The 22314-nt window shown below is 60.5% G+C and carries 23 protein-coding genes; 4 read left to right on the forward strand and 19 right to left on the reverse strand.

The window, feature by feature from the left end; translation table 11 throughout:
* Positions 1-9: 9 nt before the first annotated feature.
* The 6 genes from AB4Z52_RS01710 to AB4Z52_RS01735 form a co-directional block, all read right to left on the reverse strand.
* Entirely contained in the window at positions 10-1200 is a 1191-nt protein-coding gene (locus tag AB4Z52_RS01710) for an efflux RND transporter periplasmic adaptor subunit (protein ID WP_442216166.1), read from the reverse strand.
* A 399-nt stretch (positions 1201-1599) separates the two neighbouring features.
* Positions 1600-2568: an ABC transporter substrate-binding protein gene (locus AB4Z52_RS01715; protein ID WP_442216167.1), complete on the reverse strand. Its 969-nt coding sequence runs from the start codon at positions 2566-2568 to the stop codon at positions 1600-1602.
* Between the two features lie 137 nt (positions 2569-2705).
* Entirely contained in the window at positions 2706-3833 is a 1128-nt protein-coding gene (locus tag AB4Z52_RS01720) for an ABC transporter permease (protein ID WP_442216168.1), read from the reverse strand.
* The gene (locus AB4Z52_RS01725) at positions 3830-4717 is read right to left on the reverse strand and encodes an ABC transporter permease (protein WP_442216169.1); all 888 of its coding nucleotides are present in this window, start codon (positions 4715-4717) and stop codon (positions 3830-3832) included. The genes AB4Z52_RS01720 and AB4Z52_RS01725 overlap by 4 nt, the downstream gene beginning before the upstream one ends.
* A gap of 2 nt (positions 4718-4719) precedes the next feature.
* Entirely contained in the window at positions 4720-5055 is a 336-nt protein-coding gene (locus AB4Z52_RS01730) for a hypothetical protein (RefSeq protein WP_442216170.1), read from the reverse strand.
* 186 nt (positions 5056-5241) lie between these two features.
* Positions 5242-6033 carry an ABC transporter ATP-binding protein gene (locus tag AB4Z52_RS01735; RefSeq protein ID WP_442216171.1) on the reverse strand — a complete coding sequence of 264 codons (792 nt, stop codon included), beginning with the start codon at positions 6031-6033 and terminating at the stop codon, positions 5242-5244.
* 124 nt (positions 6034-6157) lie between these two features.
* Between AB4Z52_RS01735 and AB4Z52_RS01740 the strand changes: the two genes are divergently transcribed.
* Positions 6158-6571, forward strand: coding sequence for a cupin domain-containing protein (locus AB4Z52_RS01740; RefSeq protein WP_442216172.1), 414 nt, complete (start codon positions 6158-6160; stop codon positions 6569-6571).
* Positions 6572-6601: 30 nt separating this feature from the next.
* Here AB4Z52_RS01740 and hydA read toward each other — a convergent pair whose 3' ends face one another.
* Positions 6602-8056 (reverse strand): dihydropyrimidinase, encoded by a 1455-nt coding sequence (gene hydA / locus AB4Z52_RS01745; RefSeq protein WP_442216173.1) that lies wholly within the window; start codon positions 8054-8056, stop codon positions 6602-6604.
* Positions 8057-8237: 181 nt separating this feature from the next.
* Positions 8238-9491 carry a Zn-dependent hydrolase gene (locus AB4Z52_RS01750; RefSeq protein ID WP_442216174.1) on the reverse strand — a complete coding sequence of 418 codons (1254 nt, stop codon included), beginning with the start codon at positions 9489-9491 and terminating at the stop codon, positions 8238-8240.
* Between the two features lie 299 nt (positions 9492-9790).
* Here AB4Z52_RS01750 and AB4Z52_RS01755 point away from each other — a divergent pair, with 299 nt between their 5' ends.
* Positions 9791-10477: a TetR family transcriptional regulator C-terminal domain-containing protein gene (locus AB4Z52_RS01755; RefSeq protein WP_442216175.1), complete on the forward strand. Its 687-nt coding sequence runs from the start codon at positions 9791-9793 to the stop codon at positions 10475-10477.
* Positions 10478-10919: 442 nt separating this feature from the next.
* Here the strand turns inward: AB4Z52_RS01755 and preA are convergent, their stop codons facing one another.
* From preA to AB4Z52_RS01775, 4 genes are all read right to left on the reverse strand, one after another.
* Complete coding sequence (gene preA, locus AB4Z52_RS01760; RefSeq protein WP_442216176.1) at positions 10920-12233, reverse strand: NAD-dependent dihydropyrimidine dehydrogenase subunit PreA; 1314 nt, start codon at positions 12231-12233, stop codon at positions 10920-10922.
* 15 nt (positions 12234-12248) lie between these two features.
* The gene (locus AB4Z52_RS01765; protein WP_442216177.1) at positions 12249-13610 is read right to left on the reverse strand and encodes an NAD(P)-dependent oxidoreductase; all 1362 of its coding nucleotides are present in this window, start codon (positions 13608-13610) and stop codon (positions 12249-12251) included.
* 485 nt (positions 13611-14095) lie between these two features.
* Positions 14096-15091, reverse strand: a complete 996-nt coding sequence (locus AB4Z52_RS01770) for an HWE histidine kinase domain-containing protein (protein ID WP_442216631.1) — start codon at positions 15089-15091, stop codon at positions 14096-14098.
* Positions 15092-15274: 183 nt separating this feature from the next.
* Positions 15275-16069, reverse strand: coding sequence for a response regulator (locus tag AB4Z52_RS01775; protein WP_442216178.1), 795 nt, complete (start codon positions 16067-16069; stop codon positions 15275-15277).
* Positions 16070-16338: 269 nt separating this feature from the next.
* On the opposite strand from AB4Z52_RS01775, the gene AB4Z52_RS01780 reads away from it, so the two are divergent.
* Both AB4Z52_RS01780 and AB4Z52_RS01785 read left to right on the forward strand, forming a co-directional pair.
* A complete protein-coding gene (locus AB4Z52_RS01780) occupies positions 16339-16548 on the forward strand; it encodes a NepR family anti-sigma factor (protein ID WP_442216179.1) in 210 nt (69 codons plus the stop codon).
* A gap of 12 nt (positions 16549-16560) precedes the next feature.
* Positions 16561-17115, forward strand: coding sequence for an RNA polymerase sigma factor (locus AB4Z52_RS01785; protein ID WP_442216180.1), 555 nt, complete (start codon positions 16561-16563; stop codon positions 17113-17115).
* Positions 17116-17209: 94 nt separating this feature from the next.
* On the opposite strand, the gene AB4Z52_RS01790 is transcribed toward AB4Z52_RS01785, so the two are convergent.
* The 7 genes from AB4Z52_RS01790 to hemP all read right to left on the reverse strand — a co-directional run bounded on the left by AB4Z52_RS01790 (position 17210) and on the right by hemP (position 22215).
* Positions 17210-17614, reverse strand: coding sequence for a hypothetical protein (locus AB4Z52_RS01790; protein WP_442216181.1), 405 nt, complete (start codon positions 17612-17614; stop codon positions 17210-17212).
* Positions 17615-17623: 9 nt separating this feature from the next.
* Positions 17624-17968 carry a DUF883 family protein gene (locus tag AB4Z52_RS01795; protein ID WP_442216182.1) on the reverse strand — a complete coding sequence of 115 codons (345 nt, stop codon included), beginning with the start codon at positions 17966-17968 and terminating at the stop codon, positions 17624-17626.
* 156 nt (positions 17969-18124) lie between these two features.
* Entirely contained in the window at positions 18125-18916 is a 792-nt protein-coding gene (locus tag AB4Z52_RS01800; protein WP_442216183.1) for a heme ABC transporter ATP-binding protein, read from the reverse strand.
* A gap of 1 nt (position 18917) precedes the next feature.
* The gene (locus tag AB4Z52_RS01805) at positions 18918-19943 is read right to left on the reverse strand and encodes a FecCD family ABC transporter permease (protein ID WP_442216632.1); all 1026 of its coding nucleotides are present in this window, start codon (positions 19941-19943) and stop codon (positions 18918-18920) included.
* A gap of 91 nt (positions 19944-20034) precedes the next feature.
* Positions 20035-20958: a heme/hemin ABC transporter substrate-binding protein gene (locus AB4Z52_RS01810; protein WP_442216633.1), complete on the reverse strand. Its 924-nt coding sequence runs from the start codon at positions 20956-20958 to the stop codon at positions 20035-20037.
* Between the two features lie 17 nt (positions 20959-20975).
* Entirely contained in the window at positions 20976-22031 is a 1056-nt protein-coding gene (locus AB4Z52_RS01815) for a hemin-degrading factor (RefSeq protein ID WP_442216634.1), read from the reverse strand.
* Between the two features lie 22 nt (positions 22032-22053).
* Positions 22054-22215, reverse strand: a complete 162-nt coding sequence (gene hemP / locus AB4Z52_RS01820) for a hemin uptake protein HemP (protein ID WP_442216184.1) — start codon at positions 22213-22215, stop codon at positions 22054-22056.
* Positions 22216-22314 lie beyond the last annotated feature (99 nt).

The raw sequence follows: 22314 nt of genomic DNA on the forward strand, positions 1-22314 counted from the left end.
CTATCCCGTTCAATTGGTGGCGGCGGGCGTGTCGCGTACCGGCGTGATATGATCGCCGTCGCGGACATAGGCGCCGGCTTTGGCAACGACCTGTTCACCGGCCTTCAGGCCTTTGACAATCTCGACATAGGAGCCGTCCTGGATGCCGGTCTCGACGCTGACGAACTTGACCACGCCATCTACGACCTTGCGGGCGGACGAGCCATTTTCATCGCTGTAGACGGCGGTGAGCGGCAGCGCCACTCCCTGCGCCTCGCGGGTGATGATCTCAGCGCTGCCATACATGCCGGCGCGTGCCTTTGCGTCATCGTCAATCGAAACATGCACGGCGCCGAGGCGCGTGACGGGATCGACGATCGGCGAGACAAGGCGAACGGAACCCGTCAGCTTGTCGCGGCTGCCGGACACCGAAATAATGGCTTTCTGGCCAGGGGCCATCTTGGTGATGTCGCTTTCCGAAACGTCGACCACAAGCTCGACATCGCTGTCGCGGATGATGGTGAAGAGCGGGTCGCCGGTGCCGCTGGCGATGGCGCCGACGCGGGCATTGCGCGAGGCGACCGTGCCGCTCACCGGGGTTTTCACGCCGGTGCGTGCAAGCTTCAGGTCTATATCGGCGATCTGGGCGCCCACGACCTTTAGATCGGCTTCGGACACCGTGATCGCCCGCTCGGCCGAGTTCATGCGCGCTTTGTTTGCCGCAGCAGCAGCGGTTGCCTGCTCAACCGTCGAGGTCGAGACAGTGCCTTTTTCACCCATCGCGAGGGCGCGGGCGTGCTGTTGTTCGGCCTCGGCGTAGTTGGCCTGTGCCTCGATCAGAAGCGCCTTCAGCTGCGCGATCGATGCCTCGCCCTTGGCCTCGGTCGCTTCCATCTGGCTCCTTTGCAAGACCAGCGCGTCATCGCTGAGGGTCGCAAGCGTGCTGTCCGCAGTCACCTTGTCGCCGACGTCGGCATTCAGGGTCTTGATGGACAAGCCCTCGACCAGCGGCTGAATGTAGACCTCTTCCACCGCCTTCACGGTGCCGGTGGCGACCACTCTGTCGACCAGCGTACGGGCAACTGCCTCGGTGACGACGATCGCCGGCAGGTTCTGCTTGGGCGCTGTCACGATCGGCTCGGCGGCGAAGGCCGTTTGATATGAAAGGGCGGCAAGCAACATTGCTGTGGCGCTCAGGAGGCTATGCGGCGTGCGGGCCATGCGTCGTATCCGATTGTTCGATGTCTGCTATGTCAGTTGCGGCTGTCGGTCCGCTTGCAATCGTGCGGAAGCGACGTTCGCGTGCCGGCTCTCCGGCGGATCAATGTCCGTCTGTCATGCCAGCAGGTCCCTCATCCTAACGACGACCTTGTAGGTGGGATGGGTTTCCAATCTCTACAAGATCACGAGAAAATGATTTCGACCTTAGTAATTCTACTTGGACCATCGGCCATAATCAATCACAGCCAAGTGATGCGTCCATTCCGATGATTGATCGCCTACATATGCGCCGCTTTTGCGACAAGAGCTGCGCCGGCGCCAGCTTTATTGGAACTGTCATAAAATGAAGAGACGCGCAGGCGAGCCCGCGCGTCTCCTCGCAATCAGTTCAACAGAAGACTATTTCAACGCAGCGTCGGTAATCGCGTGCGTGTAGGCGCCCTTCGGCTCCTTGTTGATGATCTTCTGTGCCAGCAGGGCTTTCTCGGTGCGCTCGTAAAGCGCCTTGTCGAGCTTGCCGTCGCCGATGAGCTTGGCGACTTCTCCGGCCATGCGCTTCTGATGCGCTTCGTCCTGGCCGCCATTGTCGACGACGATTCCGGCGGCTTCGTCAGGATGCTCGACGGCATATTTCCAGCCCTTCATCGAAGCGCGGACGAACTTCACCATCTTTTCCTTGAAGGCCGGGTCCTTCAGCTTCTCCTCGTTGACATAGAGACCGTCTTCGAGAAGGTTCACGCCGAGCTTCGTATAGTTGAAGACAAGGAGGTCTTCAGCCTTGAAGCCGGCATCGATCGCCTGCCAATATTCGTTGTAGGTCATAACGGAAATGCAATCGGCCTGCTTTTGGACGAGAGGCTGCACGTCAAAACTCTGCTTGAGGACGGTGACGCCGTCCTTGCCGCCTTCCGTCGGAATCTTCAGCTTGTTCATCCAGGCGAAGAACGGGTACTCGTTGCCGAAGAACCAAACGCCGAGGGTGTGACCCTTGAAATCGGCTTCAGACTTGATCGGGCCGTCCTTCGGGCAGATCATTTCGAGGCCGGATTTATCGAATGGCTGGGCGATGTTGATGAGCGGAACGCCCTTTTCGCGGGCAACGAGCGCGCCACCCATCCAGTCGACGATGACATCGGCGCCGCCGCCGGCGATGATCTGTTCCGGTGCGCTGTCGGGGCCGCCCGGCTTGATGTCGACGTCGAGGCCTTCGGCCTTGTAGAAGCCCTTGTCCTTGGCGACGTAGTAGCCGCCGAACTGGGCCTGCGTCACCCATTTCAGCTGCAGCGTCACCTTGTCGGCAGCCTGCGCGGATTGAGCCGCAGCCAGCGCCATTGCGCCCGCCATCAGTGTAAACATCAGTTTTTTCATAGTCTTCCCTTTTTCCCTCTGAGGTTAAGCCCTTGCCCTTTGCCGGGTCTTGGGCGCCGCCGGGAGCGAAATGACTTCTCTTCGAACGGTCATTTTGCTCCAGGTATTCGATTTGGCATGATCCTGGAGGTCATGCCCTATTCACCACGGATAGACGGATGCCAGAATGTCGTCATCCTTTCGACAAGAGAGATGACGCCATAGAAGACGGAACCGCTCACCGCCGCCACCGCGACCTCGGCCCAGACCATGTCGACGTTCATCCGGCCGCCTTCGATCGCGATCCGGAATCCCATGCCGACGATTGGCGTGCCGAAGAATTCCGCTACGATGGCACCGATCAGCGCCAGCGTCGAGTTGATCTTTAAGGCATTGAAGATGAAGGGCGCGGCCGCCGGAAGCCGAAGCTTCAGCAGTGTCTGGGTGTAGCTGGATGCATAGGTTCGCATCAGGTCGCGTTCCATCGGCCCGGAGGCTGCAAGGCCCGCGACGGTGTTCACCAGCATCGGGAAGAAGGTCATGATGACAACGACGGCGGCCTTCGACTGCCAGTCGAAACCGAACCACATGACCATGATCGGAGCGACGCCAATGATCGGCAAGGCGGACACGAGATTGCCGATCGGCATGAGGCCGCGGCGCAGGAAGCCGACGCGATCGGCAAGGATGGCGACGACAAAGCCGCTGGCGCAACCGAGCACATAGCCGACCAGCACCGCTTTCAGGATCGTCTGCCTGACGTCAGCGGCAAGGATCGGAATCGAATCGATGATCCTCAAGCCTATGGCGCTCGGCGGGGGAAGCAGGATGAAAGGAATGCCGGCGCCGCGGGTGACGGCCTCCCAGATGATCAGAATCCACATGCCGAAGATCGCGGGAATGACCAGGTGAAGGAGTGAGCGGGCGAAGGTCGAACTTGGCTTGAGGTCAGCAAGCAGGCTGACGCAGCGCCAGGCAAGCAGCCAGGCAGCGGCAAACAGCAGGAAGAACGAGGGTTGTGCGGCGCCCTCGTTTCCGGTGATTCCGGTCAGGAGCAGCCAAGATGCCTCATGGGCTCCGATGAACAGGATCGAAGCGGCGATGGCGGGGGGCAGGGTGGTTTGCGACAGGATCGACGAGACGACGATCAGGAAGAAAACCAGCGCGCTGACAGCAGGCGGAATAGGATCGCTCGTCCCGGGTGCGATCAGCGGCAGGAGAAGCGCAGCAGCGATGCAGAGCAAGAGTGCAAGCAGGCCCTGCCAGGAAAGATGGAAAACCTTCACGCGGCCCTCCCTCCCATCGAACGATCGACAATGCGGGCGACGATGCTGACACTGGCGACCAACAGGGAAGCCAACACAGAGCCGGCCACCAGGGCCGCCCAGATCTCGATGGTCTGGCTTTGATAGGAGCCGGCGAGCAATTTGGCGCCGATACCGGCAACTGCTCCGGTCGGCAGTTCGCCGACTATGGTGCCGACGAGGCTCGCGGCGATTGCGACCTTCATCGATGTAAAGAGAAACGGGACGGAGGCCGGAACCCGCAATTTCCAGAAAGTCTGGGCCTGGCTGGCGTTATAGGTGCGCATGAGGTCCAGATAGATGATTTCGGGCGAGCGCAGGCCCTTCACCATGCCGACCGTGACCGGAAAGAACGAGAGGTAGGCGCAGATCAGCGCCTTCGGCATCAGCCCGGAGATTCCGAGGGCTCCCAGCACAACGATCACCATCGGTGCGATCGCCAGGACTGGCACCATTTGCGAAGCGATGATCCACGGCATCAGACTGCGCTCCAGCACCTTCACGTGAACGATGCCGACGGCGATCACGATGCCGAGGATGGAGCCCAACAGGAAGCCGACCGCCGTCGACGACAGTGTCACCCAGGCATTGTAGACCAGGCTGCGATTGCTGGTGACGCTGCGAAGGAACGTGTTCTCGAAGACATTGGAGGCTACCTGATGCGGCGCCGGCAGGATCGGCTTTGGCTGCGACAATGTCTTGCCGATGAATTCAACCGTGCCCGACGTGGCGTTGGCGCGCCTGTCCAGATCACGCTGGAAGGGCGCGTTGAGGATGACGGCGAAGATGTACCAGAGGACGACGATCGCAAGGACGATCGTGATCACCGGCAGGAACTTGTGCCTGAAGAACTTCTCCTTTTCCATCGTCACACTTTCCCTTGCAACGGAAACATCATCAGCGCCATTGCAAGGACGCCAAGACCAACGCCGGCAAGCTGCGGCGTGCTTAAGCGTTCGCCGAAGACGGCGACGGCAATGATGTTGACAACGATGAGCTGGACGATGGCAGAGGCTGAAATCGCCAGCCCCAGCCCGCCCTCGCGCATCAGCCGCACCATCATCAGATTTCCGATGCAATAGAGGGTCAGCGAGAGCACGAGGACCAGGATGTTGCTGGTGGCGATATAGGCCCGCGACGCCGTGGCGCCCGAGATAAAGATCGTCATCGCGCCGGCAAGCCAGACGAGGAACTGGGCGTTCATGGGCGGCGGCTCCTGATGTCCGAGAAAGAGCGACTGGAACCGAGGCTGAGACGGCGAGCCCTCATCCTGAGGTGCAATTGGAAGAATTGCCTCGAAGGGCGAGGGCGCTTGCGCCGGTTTGTGCGGCTTTGCGCAGGCAACTGGCCTTGGGGGATGAGGGGCTGTCTCGGCTCGGTCCTCAAAGGCTCACTCCTCATAGCTGTGTCCCGCTCTCAAACCCTCGCGGACGCGGTGGGCGATTTCGAGGAATTCGGGGGTTTCGCGGATGCCGAGGGGGCGCTCAGTCGGGAGCGTTGATTCGATGATGTCGGTGACCCGGCCGGGGCGCGGCGACATGACGACGATCCTCGTCGAGAGGTAGACGGCTTCGGGGATCGAGTGCGTCACGAAACAGATGGTCTTGTTCGTCCGCGCCCAGAGCTTCAGCAGTTGCTCGTTTAGATAGTCACGGACGATCTCGTCAAGTGCCCCAAAGGGTTCGTCCATCAGGAGCAGGTCGGCATCGAAGGCAAGCGCGCGGGCGATAGAGGCACGCTGCTGCATGCCGCCGGAGAGCTGCCAGGGATATTTATGTGCAAAGCCGGTGAGATTTACGAGCTCGAGCGTCTGGGCAACCCGCTTCTTCTGTTCCTCGGTCGAGTGGCCCATAATCTCCAGCGGCAGAGCGATATTCTTCTCGATCGTGCGCCAGGGATAGAGTGCGGGTGCCTGGAAGACATAGCCGTAGGATCGGGCTTCGCGTGCCAGTTCAGGCGTCATGCCGTTGACGGTGAGATCGCCGGAGGTCTTCCGCTCCAGATCGGCGATGGCTCTGAGGAACGTGGTTTTGCCGCAGCCGGAGGGCCCGATAAAGGACACGAAATCGCCCTTGCCGACATCAAGGTCGACGTTGCTCAGCGCATGGACCGGCCCGTCATTCGTTTGGTAGGTGAGACAGAGGTTCCGCGCGGAAACGACGGAATTGGCGGGTGATGTCATCAATGCGTCCCAGTCTGGTTTTCGCAGGTCAGCCGGGGCGTCTTGCGTGTTATTCGTAGCGAAGGCCCATGTGCCTGAAAACGGGGAGAGGCCGCCACCGGCGCGAACTCAAAGGAGGAATTGCATGAGCGTATCATCGAGGCCCACCTGCAGGATTGTTCGACCCGGAAGCACCTATGCCGGGAAGCAGGGGCTTAACTATTTCCAGGGCATTGCCGCCGAGACGGTTGGCTCGACGGGCATCTGCTTGCATCTTCTGACCATTCCGCCGGGGGGGCGGGCCAAGGCGCATCTGCATGAAGCGCATGAAACCGCGATCTATGTTCTCTCCGGCGAGGTGCACACCTGGTTCGGCGATCGGCTGGAGGAGCATGTCATCGTCAAGGCCGGCGACATGTTCTACATCCCGGCCGGCGTGCCGCATCTGCCTGCCAATTTGAGCGCCGAGCCGAGCACGGCGGTAATTGCCCGCACCGATCCCAACGAACAGGAGAGCGTCGTCCTGCTGCCGGAACTGGATCGGTTGGCGCGAATTTAGTGCGTTTGGCTGCAAGGGCATCTGGCTCAATTAGACCCCACTTGCCGGTATACCGGTGCGCTCGACCTTGCGAGGTGCGGTGATGTCTTTCCAGGTCGATAGCGCCTTGTTGACCGCGGTGAAGGGCTCGCGAGCAACGAACTGGCCATGGCCCTGCTGGGTCTTGATGCTGCCTTCCTCGATGGCAACGACGCCACGGGTCAGCGTATAGCGCGGCAGGCCAGTTACCTGCTTGCCTTCGAAGACATTGTAGTCGATGGCCGACTGCTGGGTCTTGGCGGCGATGGTCTTCGTGCGCTTCGGGTCCCAGACGACGATGTCGGCGTCGGCGCCGACGAGGATCGCGCCCTTTTTCGGGTAGATGTTGAGGATCTTGGCGATGTTGGTCGAGGTGACGGCTACGAACTCGTTCATCGTCAGCCGGCCGGTGGCAACGCCATGGGTCCAGAGCATCGGCAACCGGTCTTCAAGGCCGCCGGTGCCGTTGGGGATCTTGGTGAAATCACCAAGGCCGAAACGCTTCTGCTGCGTGGTAAAGGCGCAGTGGTCGGTGGCGACGACCTGCAGCGAGCCAGACGCAAGGCCCGCCCAGAGACTATCCTGATGCTGCTTGTTACGAAACGGCGGCGACATCACGCGGCGGGCAGCGTGATCCCAGTCCTTGTTCAGATATTCGCTTTCGTCGAGCGTCAGGTGCTGGATCAGCGGCTCGCCATAGACGCGCATGCCCTTCTGGCGGGCGCGGCGGATCGCCTCATGCGCCTGTTCGCAGGATGTGTGGACGATATAGACTGGGGAGCCCGCCATGTCGGCGATCATGATGGCGCGGTTGGTTGCCTCACCCTCGACTTCGGCCGGGCGCGAATAGGCATGAGCTTCCGGGCCGCTATTGCCTTCGGCGAGCAGCTTTGCCTGCATCTGCGCCACCACGTCACCGTTTTCGGCGTGGACGAGCGGCAGCGCGCCAAGCTCGGCGCAGCGCTGGAAGGACGAGAACATCTCGTCGTCGTCCACCATTAGCGCGCCCTTGTAGGCCATGAAGTGCTTGAACGTGTTGATGCCTTTTTCCCGGACGACCGTCTCCATTTCGTTGAAGACCTGCTCGCTCCACCAGGTGACCGCCATGTGAAAGGAATAGTCGCAATTGGCCCGGGTCGACTTGTTGTCCCACATGGTCAGCGCCTCGAGCATCGACTGGCCAGGCGCGGGAAGCGCGAAGTCGACGACCATGGTCGTGCCGCCGGAAAGGGCTGCCCGGGTGCCGCTTTCAAAATCGTCCGAGGAATAGGTGCCCATGAACGGCATTTCGAGGTGGGTATGCGGATCGATACCGCCAGGCATCACATAGCAGCCGGCAGCGTCAAGAACCTCGTTGCCCGAAAGGTTCGGCCCGATCTCGACGATCTTGCCGGCCTTGATCTTTACATCCGCCTTGTAGGTCAGATCGGCGGTGACGATCGTTCCACCCTTGATGACAGTGCTCATTGGGTCTGCTCCCGATTTACGAATTTCAGATATGGCGTTTCCCTTTCATCCGACCCTGCGGTCCCCCTTCTCCCCGCGGGGCAGAAGGGGAGATATGCCGAGCCGCTGCGACCTTCCTTCTCGCCTTGGGGAGAAGGTGCCCGAAGGGCGGATGAGGGGGCCGCTTGCGCCAATCCCGCCATCACTCCACGATCTCCGCCGTCTCGACGACCGCGTGGAAAAGCACATCGGCGCCGGCTGCGGCCCATTCCTTGGAAATCTCTTCGGCCTCGTTGTGCGACAGGCCGCCGACGCAGGGGCACATGACCATCGTGGCGGGGGCGACCTTGGCGGCCCAGCAGGCGTCGTGGCCGGCGCCGGAGATGATGTTCATGTGGCTGAGGCCGAGCTTTTGGGCAGCGTTGCGAACGGCGGATACGAGCTTCGGATCGAACGTGACCGGATCGAAATGGCCGACGGCTTCCACCGAACAGCCGACGCCGAGCGCCTCGGCGATCTTTGCGGCCTCCGTCTCGATCTTGGCCCGCATCCGGTCGAGCTTTGCCTGGTCGGGCGTGCGTATGTCGACGGTGAAGACCACCTTGCCCGGCAGGACGTTGCGCGAATTCGGCGAGAAGAAGACCTGGCCGACGCCGCCGACGGCACCCGGCTGGTTTTCCATCGCCACGCCCTGGACCATTTCGATGATCCGCGACATGGCAAGGCCGGCATTGACCCTGAGGTTCATCGGCGTCGAGCCCGTATGCGCCTCGCGGCCGGTCAATGTGAATTCGAGCCACCACAGCCCCTGACAGTGGGTGACGACGCCGATCGCCTTGTTCTCGGCTTCGAGGATCGGGCCTTGTTCGATGTGGTATTCGAAATAGGCGCGCATCTTGCGGGCGCCGACTTCCTCGTCGCCGAGCCAGCCGATCCGCTTCAGCTCGTCGCCATAGCTCTTTCCGTCGGGGTCCTTGCGGCTATAGGCGTGATCGAGCGTGTGGACGCCGGCAAAGACGCCTGACGCAAGCATGGCGGGGGCAAAGCGCGCGCCTTCCTCATTTGCCCAGTTGGTCACAACGATCGGATGCTTCGTCTTCAGGCCGAGATCGTTTAAGGTGCGCACGACCTCGAGGGCTGCAAGCACGCCAAGGACGCCGTCATACTTTCCGCCGGTCGGCTGCGTGTCGAGATGGGAGCCGACATAGACGGGCAGGGCGTCCGGGTCGGTTCCGGCGCGGGTCGCGAACATGGTGCCCATCTTGTCGACGCCCATGGTCATGCCGGCCTGTTCGCACCAGGATTTGAAGAGGTGACGACCCTCGCCATCGGCGTCGGTCAAGGTCTGGCGGTTGTTGCCGCCGGCGATCCCCGGGCCGATCTTTGCCATGTCCATCAATGCGTCCCAAAGGCGATCGCCATCGATACGCATGTTTTCGCCTGGTGCGGCCACCATATGCTTTCCCTCACCTGTTTCGTCGCGGTCATGCAAGGTGCATGCCGGTTGTTCCCAAGATCAATGACCGGAGCATTTCTTTGTTTTTATTTGCTCCGGAAAATCGCCGGTTGCCTTTGCCTGGCAACTGATCGATATTTGACCGATTGGTAAACATTACAACTTCCGTGGCGACGCTCAAGACGAAAAAGACGAAAAGCACCGACAAAATTTGAGGCGGATGCCTAAAACAGCGTCAGGTGCGCGTTTGATGCAGAGTTGACTGAAACGGTTGAATTTCAAGGGGAAACAAAACCGACATGGCCATCCCAAGAGCCGCCAGGACCCAGCGGCGCACGCGTATCCAGGAAGAAAAGGAAGAGCAGATACTGGAGGCCGCTCTGGATGTTTTTTCCGCCCATGGTTTTCGCGGTTCGACCATCGACCAGATCGCCGAGGTTGCGGGCATGTCGAAGCCCAATCTGCTCTACTATTTCCGCACCAAGGACGCGATGCATAGGGCGCTGATCGACCGGGTGTTGTTCACCTGGCTGGAGCCGTTGCGGGCTTTCGACGCCGATGGAAATCCCGAAAGCGAGATCCGCAGCTATATCAGGCGCAAGCTCGAGATGGCTCGTGACTTTCCCCGGGAAAGCAGGCTTTTTGCCAACGAGGTTCTGCAAGGTGCGCCGCATATCGAAGATGAGTTGAAAGGCCCGCTGAAGAGCCTCGTGGATGAAAAGGCGGCGGTGATCCGTGCCTGGGCCAAGGCCGGCAAGATCGCCAAATGCGATCCCTACCATCTGATCTTCTCCATCTGGTCGACGACACAGCACTATGCCGACTTCGACGTCCAGGTGCGCGCGGTGCTCGGCCAGGAACATTCCGGCGTCGGCCGTTTCGAAGATGCTGCCCGCTATCTCGAAAAGCTTTTCGTCGACGGGCTGATGATTGGCGGGAAAGAGGGCGTTCCGGATCCTTCGCCCGATGCTGCGTTCAGTTCCTGAACGTCGCGAAAATTGCCGCGACGTCCGTTCTTGAAATGCCTTTGTGTAGATCGGCACAGCCTTTGCGGCCCGGTTCAATCCCGATCCCTAAAAGTAGTGATCCCGCTCGATGCCCTCATAGCAGCCCGATTTCAGGCAGCAGTTCTTGAAACCTGCTCCGTGAACCGCAGGGGCAGGGATCTTTGCGTCCGAGCTTTTCGATCAGTTCGACCTCGCCATGAATGAAACGGTTGCCGGTCTTGACCCCGGTTTCCGACGGGAACGACTTGCGTCGCTTGGACGTGACTTCAAAAGCTCACGTCGTTGAAGGGCTTGCGTGACATGATAGGCTCCTGCTTGCGGCGCGCCGGTCGGCCGCCTGCGCCGTCTATCATGTCCAACGACTTAATCCCATAGGACGGCAGTCCCTCAAGCGTGGTGAGACTGCCGTCGGTTGTTCCCCTCACTCCGCGGCTTGTCTTGCTGCCGGGTTGTTGATGTGGGTGGTCCAGTTGGCGTAGGTCGCCTCGACGATGCGGCCGGTGCGTTTGTCGAGTTCGCCTGGGGCGAGCTGTTCGAGCGTGATGCAGTTCTCGACGGGACAGACGTTGACGCAGAGATTGCAGCCGACGCATTCCTCGTCCATCACCTCGAAATGCCTAACCCCGTCGACCATGTTGGTGATTGCCTGGTGCGATGTGTCCTCGCAGGCGATATGGCAGCGTCCGCACTTGATGCAGGCGTCCTGATCGATGCGCGCCTTGGCAATGTAGTTGAGGTCGAGATATTGCCAGTCGGTGACGTTGCGCACGGCGCGCCCGGTGATGTCGTCGAGCGTGCGGTGGCCCTTCTCGTCCATCCAGTCGGACAGGCCGGTGATCATCTCCTCGACGATCTTGAAGCCGTAGGTCATCGCGGCTGTGCAGACCTGGACATTGCCGGAGCCAAGGGCAATGAATTCGGCAGCGTCGCGCCAGGTGGTGATGCCGCCGATGCCGGAGATCGGCAGTCCGTAGGTATCCGGATCGCGCGCGATCTCGGCCACCATATTGAGGGCGATAGGCTTCACCGCCGGGCCGCAATAGCCGCCATGCGTTCCCTTGCCGCCGACGGTCGGATTGGGAGCGAAATTGTCGAGATCGACCGACACGATCGAATTGATGGTGTTGATCAGCGAGACGGCATCCGTCCCGCCGGCCTTTGCAGCACGCGCCGGCTTGCGGATGTCGGTGACGTTCGGCGTCAGCTTGGTGATGACGGGCATGCGGGTGTATTGCTTGCACCAGCGCACGACCATCTCGATATATTCCGGCACCTGGCCGACGGCGGCGCCCATGCCGCGCTCCGACATTCCGTGCGGACAGCCGAAGTTGAGTTCGATCCCGTCGGCGCCGGTTTCTTCGACCAGCGGAAGGATTGCCTTCCAGGCCTGCTCCTCGCAGGGCACCATGATCGAGGCGATCAGTGCCCTGTCCGGCCAGTTCATCTTCACCTGCTTCATCTCGCGAAGGTTGGTGTAGAGGTCGCGGTCGGTGATGAGCTCGATATTGTTCAGGCCCAGCAGCCGGCGGTCGGCGCCCCAGATCGCTCCGTAGCGAGGGCCGTTGACGTTGACGACAGGCGGCCCTTCCTCGCCGAGCGTCTTCCAGACGACGCCGCCCCAGCCCGCCTTGAAGGCGCGTTCGACATTATAGGCCTTGTCGGTTGGCGGTGCGGAGGCAAGCCAGAACGGGTTTGGGGATTTGATGCCGACGAAATCATTGCGCAGATCAGCCATGTCAGTTCTCCCCGTTCAAGCAACTGCGACGGCGGGCGAAAGCGCCGCTGCCAGTGCAAGGTTGATGCTATCGGCCGCGTCGCGGCCTTGCGCGACGGCGGAGACCGTGAGGTCGTCGCCACCAAGCACGCAATCGCCGCCGGCCCAGACGCCGTCGAGCGATGTCCGGCCCCCGGCGTCGATGGCGATACGACCTGCTTCCATGTGCAATGCGCCAAGGCCCGAGGCTTCGAAAGTCTGGCCGATCGCCTTGAAGATCTGATCGGCAGCTATGACGCCGACGTCGCCGGTGCCGGTCAGGCGGCCGTCCCGTAGCTCGGTATATTCGACCTCGATGCCGGCAACCTTGCCATCCTTTTCGACGATCCGCTTCGGCGCCAGCCAATGGCGGATGATGACGCCCTTGGAGGCCGCAAGATCTTGTTCGAATTCGGAGGCGTTCATGTGTTCCTTGCCGCGGCGGTAACAGATCGTCACCTCTTCGGCGCCGAGCAGCTTTGCCTGCACTGCGGCATCGATGGCGGTCATGCCGCCGCCGAGCACCACGACGCGGCGGCCGATCGCGATGTCGGCCTTGTCGCCTGCCTGGCGCAGGTCGGCAATGTAGGACACTGCGTCGGCGACGCCTTCGAGGTCCTCGCCCTCAGTGCGCAAGGCGTTGACGCCGGCAAGGCCGAGGCCGAGAAAGACGGCATCATATTGGGAGGAAAGCTCAGCCAGAGTGAAGTCGCGGCCGAGCGCCTGGTTGTTGCGAACCTCGATGCCGCCGATGGACAGCACATAGTCGACTTCCTTCTGGGCGAAGTCGTCGACCGTCTTGTATGTGGCGATGCCGTATTCGTTGAGGCCGCCGGCCTTCGGTCGCGCATCGAGAATGACGACGGAATGACCCTTCATCGCGAGGCGATGAGCGCAGGCAAGGCCCGCGGGTCCAGCGCCGACAACGGCGATTGTCTTGCCGCTTGGGGCAGGGCGTTGGTAGAATTGCTTGTTCTCGGCCATGGCGGCGTCGGTCGCATAGCGCTGGAGCCGGCCGATCTCGACGGGGCGTTCTTCGGCCGTGTTGCGGACGCAGGCTTCCTCGCAGAGCTGTTCGGTGGGACAGACGCGGGCGCACATGCCGCCGAGGATGTTCTGGTCGAAGATCGTTTTCGCCGATCCGATCGGGTTGCCCGTCGATATCTGGCGGATGAAAAGCGGAATGTCGATCGAGGTGGGACAGGCCGTCATGCACGGCGCGTCGTAACAGAAGTAGCATCGGTCGGAAGCAACCAGCGCCTCGTGATTGTTCAGGCGCGGGTGAAGATCGGAAAAATTGGCATCATATTCAGCGGGCGTGAGCCTGCCTTTGTGAATCCCGGTTTCCAGGCGTCCCATTTAAGTTCCCTCTTTTATTTAAAACGGCCAGGGAACGAACGGTAACTCAGGATAAAAATTTTATCAAACGGTAAATTTTTGAGATTTTTAGAGTGATTTGTGAGAGGGAGGAGAGGATTGGCGCTGGTGGGCTGCCCAAGCGTAAATTACGGCATAAACCTTTGATTACAAATATAACTTTATATTGCTTGCATGTTGATCTGGGTTAGGCGCTTTCGGCTTCAAGCTCATTCTTCCGGGCCTCATCCTGGTCGCTGCAACCGCAGGAAACGGCTCGATCTTTTTTCGAAGATTTTTGCCAATGAGGGGAACCAACAATCAAACTGGTCGTTATCAAATCGTCCGAGAGATGACCGCATATACCCAATGCGCGCCCCCAACCCATCTCCGGGCTTATACTCACGGTCCCCTCCCGATGAGTAAAAGCAGCCAGTGCGCCGCCCTCGCACTGGCTGTTTTCATTGGGGCCGCCGGATTGACGGCGCTTAAGTTCGCCGAAAGATTTCGTATTCGGTCTCGGGAATGATGATCTTGTATTCGATGCGGGATGTATCGACGCTGAATTGAGCCTTGCCGCTCATCGAGGTCGGAACGACGCGCTCAAGCACGGTCTTGCTGAAGCTGTTTTCCGCGAATTCCTCTGCCGTCTCGGGCGTGGCGATGCTTTCAGACCAAGCCACTTCGATCGCCTTGCGCCCGTCGAGTTCCGTCTCCCGGCAATTCAACGTGATGCTGGTCGACCCGTTGGCGATCGCGCCGAACGATGCCGAGTTCACGATCAGTTCGTGCAGCGCAAGACCCAGGTGGACGGCGGCATTGGGCGTCAGGTGCGCATTTATGCCGTAGATCGGCATCGGCACCGTCGCATCCGGCCAATAGGGGGCAAATTGCTTTTCGGCGAGTTCGAAGAGATAGGCGCCGCGCCAGCTGCTATCGGTGATAAGATCCTGTGAATTCGACAGCGATTGCAGCCGTCCGCGGAATTTGATGATGAAGTTATCAAGCGACAGCGTATTGCGCGCCGTCTGCGTGGCGATACCCTGAATTATCGCCAACAGATTTTTGGAGCGATGGGACAGTTCGCGCAGCAACGACTTCAAGACTTTTTCGCGATGACGCGACTCGGTGACCTCTGCGATCACCGATAGAAGTCCGTGAGCACTGTTGTCGCCGGTGCGCTGTACCTTGATCTCATAGATCTTCGTGCCCTCGGTCGTCGAAAACTCGACTTCCGCACTGGAGGGCTTGCCTGTCTTCAGTACTTCCCGCTTGAGGTGCAGGACATAATCCCCGTCCTTTTCCCCCAAAAGCTGCACGTCGTTGGTGCCGATGACCAGTGATGGCTTCAAATGATCAGGAAGGTTCTCGGCATAACGGATTGCGAGGCTGGAATCCTGGACAATGAGCGAAATACCGGCGCTGCCAAGCGCCCGCTCCATCATGGCGGCCTTGCCTTCGAAGCCAAAGGTTGCGCCGGACAATGGTTCAGCCTTGTTCACCAAGATGCCTTTCTTCTCGGCTTTCGAGAAAGCCCGGGCAATAAACTATCTGCAAGAAGTCGTTATCGTCCGCCCAACTATTTTCCGCAGACGCTAGACGAGCGTCCCGATATTGCCGGAACGCCCGCTTCATATCTTTGTTCCCTCATGAAATGCAAAAGGATATCAGGCCGCCGCTCGCGTTGTCTCGTTGAAGAACAGCGCCTGGCTGATCAGCGCCTTTACCATGTCCGGATTGAAAGGCTTGGTCACGAGGAAAGTCGGCTCCGGTCGCTCGCCCGTCAAAAGGCGCTCGGGGAAGGCGGTGATGAAGATGACGGGGATGCTGGAGCTCTTCAGGATGTCGTTGACAGCGTCGATGCCGGAGCTTCCGTCGGCAAGCTGGATGTCGGCGAGTACCATGCTGGGCTTGGTCGCGTTGTAGAGGGCCACTGCTTCGGCGTGGGTGCGCGCAATACCGGTGACACGGTGACCGAGGCTTTCAACCATCTGCTCGATGTCCATCGCGATCAGCGGTTCGTCTTCGATAATCATGATGTCCGTTGCCACCTGTCGGGAAATTTCCTGCGAAGCCTTATCGAGCAGGCGGACGACTTCCTTTTCCTCGACATCCAGGATGTCGGCGATTTCAGCGAGGCGGAAGTTCTCGACGGAAGCGAGGATGAAAGCCTGACGGGCGACGGGCGAGACGCGGGCGAGGTTGACGGAAGCCCGTTGCTCCCAGGCATAGGGTGACGTCGGCTCGGGTATTTGGACTGCGGTGGAACCAAAGAGCTCGGTGAACAGTTTGTATAGGGCAACACGATCGTTCGATGTATCGGGAAAGATCGAAATGTCGGCGATGATCGCTTCCAATACTGCCGCCACATAGGCATCGCCAGAAGTCTGTGTTCCTGTCAAAGCGCGGGAATAGCGGCGCAAGTAGGGAAGATGCGGCGCAATTCGGGTGGAAAGTGTCATATAAAACTCCCAGTATGTCGGCCGCTCTGGCCCTGTAATGCCTAGGAAACACTTTGCCGGTAAAAAAGTTCCACTGCTGCCGGAACTTTTTTTAATTCTATGCATTATGGTGCCGACAGATGTTGGCTTTTCTAATATCCGATTTTCTAAAGGATGGAAGCGGAGGATGGAGCGCGCATCGCGCAACTCCGACGGGACCGTCTTGGACGACAGTGATAGCGGACGCAGCCCACGACCTCAAACAGAGCATGCGAGAGCGAAATTTTTATATGACAACGCAAAAGCCGGAAGAAGCAGAGCCGAGGCGCCCCGACGTCAAGGCTGCTGACATTTTAGATCCTAACAGCCAGATCGGAGTTAAGCTGCGTTCCCTTTATGCCGCCGCCCAGGACGAGGCCATCCCTGACCGTTTCCTCGATTTGCTCGAGAAACTTGATCAGGTTGAGCAACGCATGGCGTCCGCAAAGATGGGCGAATAGGGATCAGCCTTGATGGAAAAAGTGGAACCGAGTTTCAAGCGAGAGCTGCTTGCCGCCCTGCCGAGCCTGCGCGCATTCGCGATATCCTTGACCGGACGCCACGATCGCGCTGACGATCTTGTCCAGGACACGATCATGAAGGCCTGGGCAAAGCAGGACCATTTTGAAATGGGAACCAACATGAAGGCGTGGCTCTTCACGATCCTTCGCAACGAACTTTATAGCCAGATGCGCAAGAGCGGTCGTGAGGTCCAGGATAGCGACGGTCTCTTTACCGAATCCATGGCGACGCATCCGTCGCAATACGGCGCTCTCGATCTCCAGGATTTTCGCAAGGCGCTGGAACAGCTTCCGCCGGATCAGCGCGAGGCGATCATTCTCGTCGGCGCCTCCGGCTTTTCCTATGAGGAAGCAGCCGAGATCTGCGGCTGTGCGGTGGGCACTATCAAGAGCCGCGTCAATCGCGCCCGCCAGCGTCTGCAGGAACTGCTGCAGATCAGTGGCGAGGCGGATTTCGGCCCCGACGCGACCTCATCGCCGCTGACATCGCGGGCATTTGCCTTCTGACAACCTCGTGACCAAATGAAAAACCGCCGGGCTTGGAAGCAAGCCCGGCGGTTTTTCATTTGTGCGCATGTCGGGAAATGAGCGAGCCTGTCCGTCAGTCGTGTTCCTTGCGCGAGCCGGTGAGGGTGCTCAGCAAGAATGCGCCGGCAACGGCCGCAGCCAGCAGGGGCTGGGAGCGGATCAGTTCCAGGCCGACGATTGCGACAGATTCCAACGCAGCGCGGCTCTCTCGTGCGCGCCGCCGTTCCTGTGCGTTGAGGATCGCCATGACGACCAGCAGGATAATGGCCAGCAGCAGGGCGCCTGCCGCAATCAACAGCGCCGCGCCGACGGCCCCGTAGGCCGTTCCAAGCCACACTGCTGCTGCCACGAGGGCAAAGACGTAGGCGGTGAGAACAAGGACCACGGCGACCGCCACAAAAATACCGTTGCGCTTGGTTCGCGCAACGGTGCGGTGGACAGAGCCCGACATCAGAAAGCTGATAATGGGAAACAGCATCTGGTCTCCTTATCGGCGCGCGAGAAGGGCGATCACCAATCCGAAAGCCGCAGCCGCGCCAATCGTCGCGATCGGGTGACGACGGACGGTCTCGCGCACTTCACTGGCGCCGTTGAGATAGCCGTCCTGAAGCTGCTGAATGAGATCTTCGCCTTGGGCGATGAGGTCGTCGTAGCTCGATCGAGCCTGTTCGCGAACCTTCTTTCCCTGCCTGGCGCTGTTCTTGCTGATCAGCTTTGTCAAAGCCGCGATCTCGCCCCGCAGGGCTTCTACCTGGTCCTCGATCGTTGTTTCGACGTCCTGGAACGTGCCGTTACGCTTGCCGCGTACCTGGTCTAGGATGGAAGCTGCCATGATGTTACTCCGCTGTTTGGGCACAGGAACGCGCCGGTTTGCTTTTGCCCGGATCGATGCACGCGAAAATACCTCCGGCATCGATCCATGCGGTCGCCAGGTTAAACGCGACGGAGGGAAGAAAGTTCCGAAACCGGGATACACCGGCGGCTTTGCTCAATCGGCAAGTGCACTGTGAGCAAGCACGAAGGGCGTCTCATCGGCAGGCGGCTGGTTCACCTTGAGGCTGCAGCCGAAGACCTTTTCGAGATGGCTGTCGGTCAGAACGTCTTTCACCGGGCCGAAAGCCGCCAGCCTTCCGGATTTCAGCAACGCCATCTGGTCGGCGAAGAGGGCGGTGAGATTGAGATCGTGCATGACGGCGACAACGCCGCCGCCGCATCGGCAGAATGCCCGCGCCAGCGTCATGATTGTCAGCTGGTGGCTGATGTCGAGGCTCGACACCGGTTCGTCCAGCAACAGCCAGCAGGCCTTTCCATCGACCACCGGGTCGCGGATCTGGCAGAGCACACGAGCCAGCTGGACCCGCTGCTGCTCGCCGCCGGAGAGTTCCTGATACAAACGCCCCTCGAAGCCGACAAGGTCGACCGCTGCAAGCGCGCCTTCCATGATGCGATCGGCGAGTTCCGGCTGCCTGTTTCTCCCCGCCGTCATGCCCATGCGGGCGATTTCGCGAACGGTGTAAGGGAAGGAGATGGTGCTTGCCTGGGGCAGGACGCCGCGGATCGAGGCCAGTTTCCACGATTCGAGAGCGGCAATTTCGGCGCCGTTGATGCGTGCGGACCCGAAATAGCCGATCTCGCCCGATATCGCTTTCATCGTCGTGGTCTTGCCGGAGCCGTTCGGGCCGCAGATCGCAGTCAACTCGCCGGCGCGCGCGGCGAAGGAAATGTTCTCGACGACCGGCTTGCCGGAGAGCCGCACGGATAGATCAGTCAGTTCGATCATGTCACAGGCTCAATCGTGTGCGATGGCGCAGCAATATCCAGAGGAAGAAGGGACCCCCAACCGCAGCTGTGATGATGCCGATCGGCAGCTCCGCCGGTACGACGACGGTGCGCGCCAGCACATCAGCGAAGATCAGGAGCGAGCCGCCGAGCAAGGCGGAGGCCGGCAGCAGGTAGCGATGATCGGGGCCGATCGCCATGCGCAGGATATGCGGCACAACGATGCCGACGAAACCGATGCCGCCGCTGACCGCCACCGAAGCGCCGGTACCGGCGGCCACTGAGAGGATGGCGATCGTCTTCAGCCGCTGGACCGGGACGCCCATGTGAAAGGCTGCCGCTTCCCCAAGCGTCATGGCGTTGAGACCGCGCGCCAAGAAGGGGATAGCCGCAAACGACAGGAGGATGATCGGGCCGGCCGCTGCGATCTTCATCCATGTTGCACCGGCAAGCGAGCCCATGCTCCAGAAGGTCATGTCCCGCAGCTGCTTGTCGTCGGCCATGTAGACCAGCAGGCCGGTCATGGCCGTCGACAGGGCACCAAGCGCGATGCCGGCAAGCAGCATTGTCGCAACCGATGTCTGACCGTTTCGCGTGGCGATGCGGTAAAGCGCGAGCGTGGTTGCAAGTCCGCCGCTGAAGGCGGCGATCGGCAGAGCGTATAAGCCGAGCACGACATAGAGCGGCGCGGCCAGCGTGCCTCCAAGCACAATCATAACCACTGCACCGAAGCCGGCGCCCGAGGAAACGCCGACGAGGCCCGGATCGGCGAGCGGATTGCGAAACAGCCCTTGCATGATCGCGCCGGAGACCGCGAGCGAAGCTCCGATCATGAAACCGAGAATGGCGCGGGGCAGGCGGATATCGAAGATGATGATGTGGTCCCGCACGCTGAGGGCGCCTTGAGTGCCTTTGGAGGTGGCCAGGTCGCGGATCACCTCGAATGCGGAAGCGTCGGAGGCGCCTGTCGTCACGGAGAAAAGCAGGGAGAAAACGGCGCCTGCCACGAGCGCTGCAACGAAGAGCATGGCGACCTGCGATCGATCGCCGGCACGGTGTCGTGCAAGGATGCGGCTTGCGAAGGTGGGCAGCACTGACGCCGCCTCATTCAGTGCCATCTCAGCCCCCGTAGATCGTGGCATTGAGTTCACGGACGGCGCTGGCCGTGCGCGGACCAAACCCGAGCAGATGCAAGCCGTCCATGCGGATGATGGCCTTGTTCTGCGCTGCCGGCGTCAGTGCCAGCGCCGGTTGGGCCAGAAGCTGTTCATCGGTGACCGGATGGTCGCCGCCACCGCTCATCAGCAGGATGACATCGGGCTTTGCCTCGATGATCGCTTCGTCGGTCAAGGGTTTATAGCCAGGAAACGTGCCGACCGCGTTGACCGCGCCGGCGAGCTTGATGACGCCGTCGGCGGCCGTGCCTGTTCCCGATGCCAGGATCTTGCCGCCTTGCGCGCTCAGCACAAAGAGCACCCGCTTGCGTTCGCTGTCCGGGCGGGCGGCTGATGCGTTGATCGCCGCGTCGAGATCGGCTGCGACCTTGTCTTTAAGCGCCTTTGCCTTGTCGGCGACGCCGAGCAGCGCGCCGACCGCATCGATCTTCTTCAGAATGCCGTCGCGATCGTAGCTCTGCTGAATGGTTTCGAAGGGAACGCTTGCGTTGCGCAGGACATTGAGGGTCTCGGCCGGCCCGGACCCTTCGACTGCTATGATCGCGCTCGGGTTGACCGCGAGTATGCCCTCCGCCGTCAGCGCGCGCATATAACCGACATCGGGGAGCTTTCGCGCCGCCTCGGGATAGAGGCTGGTGCTGTCGCGGGCAATCAACCGCTTCTCCTCGCCTAGCGCATAAATGATCTCGGTGATGTCGCCGCCGATCGAAACCAGACGGGAGGTGTCAAGCCGCGGCGCTTCCGTCGCGTGGGCGGGTTGCACCAGGCCGTAGCCGTTCTTGCCGTCAAGCGGCGCCAGAGGCAGCAGCATGACGAGGGCCGTCAAGGCGACCTCAAAGGGTCGGATGCGCTTGGCATTTTCCAGCATTCTCACGATCGCAATCCTCAAGCGGCGACGCTGGCGTCGAATTTCGACAGATCTTCGATGATCCCCCGCCAATCGCGGCGTTCGTCGAACCCTTCCTGCCGCTTGCCGAAGAACTGGATGATCATCTCGCCGTCGGCGCCATAGGCCTCGAGCGAGGTCACGTGGCCGTCATTGGTCGGCTTGCGAACGGCCCAGGTTTCAACGATATGGTCTTGGCGCAGATGCAGGTGGAAAGTCGGGTCCATGACGTTGATCCACGGGCCCATGGTTTTGACGCTGACAATCGGACCGGAGTGGATCTGGACGATGCCGTCATTGGCGACGAAGCACATGATCGGCAGGCCCTCGCCGGCGCATGCGTGCATCATCTCTGCGACCGCGCTGCTGTCGAGCTTCCAGGCGTAATCGTTGCCGATGGAACGGATCGCCCTCTGTCGCCCGATTTTCAGCTTTTTCAACAGACCGACGAATTGATGGGTATCGGTCATCCGGCCCCAGTGGTCGCGCAGCTCGTCGCGGCTGACGTCGCCGTCGATCTCGCCGTTGTCGTAGCCGGAGCGATCCTCGAGGAAGTCTTGCGACTGGTCATCGAGCCGCAGCTCCGCGACGATCGAGCGATAGGCCGCGACATCGGATGCAGGGCGCAGATGGACCTTGTGGACGGCGCTGCCGGCCTTGTCGAAGAATTGGAGGCTGAGTTTCTCGTCAACGCCCTCGATCTTGGCGACCGCGAAGGCATGGGCCCAGCGCTTCGGGAAAATGCGCAGGTCGATGTTCTCGCCAAGCACGATGGCGGCCTGCACACCGGCCTTGATGTTCTCGTAGACACCGATCTTCTCATGCACCGCGCTCTCGTTGCGCGACAGGGCAAGAACCTCGCCGAGCTCGGCTACCCTTGCAAGAAAACGATTGGCATCGGCGTCGATCCGAGTGGCTGTGATGCCAACCTCCGCCGCGATCAATGCCGCCTCGGAAATGTTGAGCCGTGCGGCGATGTCGCGCTCGCGCAGGCCTTTGTTTTCGGCGCGGAAGGCGCGGATTTCGGTGGGGGTCGGTCTCGTCGTCTCGGTCATCGTCTTCATGCCTATCGTTTGCTTACTTGTTGAGAATGAGTTTGCCCTGGCGGGTGATTTTCAGCCGGTAGACTGCACCTTCATGGCGGATCACGACCTCGCTCTGACCGCGAAAGACATCCGCGCTCTCGATGATCCTCACCTGCGTCACCTGTTGCTCGGGTCTCTTGGCTTGTTCCGTCATTGCATTGTGCTGTTCAGCAATCATCTCGCTTCGCATTACCCACTGACCCGCCGGTGAAACGAAGCCGTTCCCGGCAAAATTAACTTGACTTCAATACTC

It is taken from the genome of Rhizobium sp. 2YAF20, assembly GCF_052114685.1.
Taxonomy (GTDB): Bacteria; Pseudomonadota; Alphaproteobacteria; order Rhizobiales; family Rhizobiaceae; genus Rhizobium.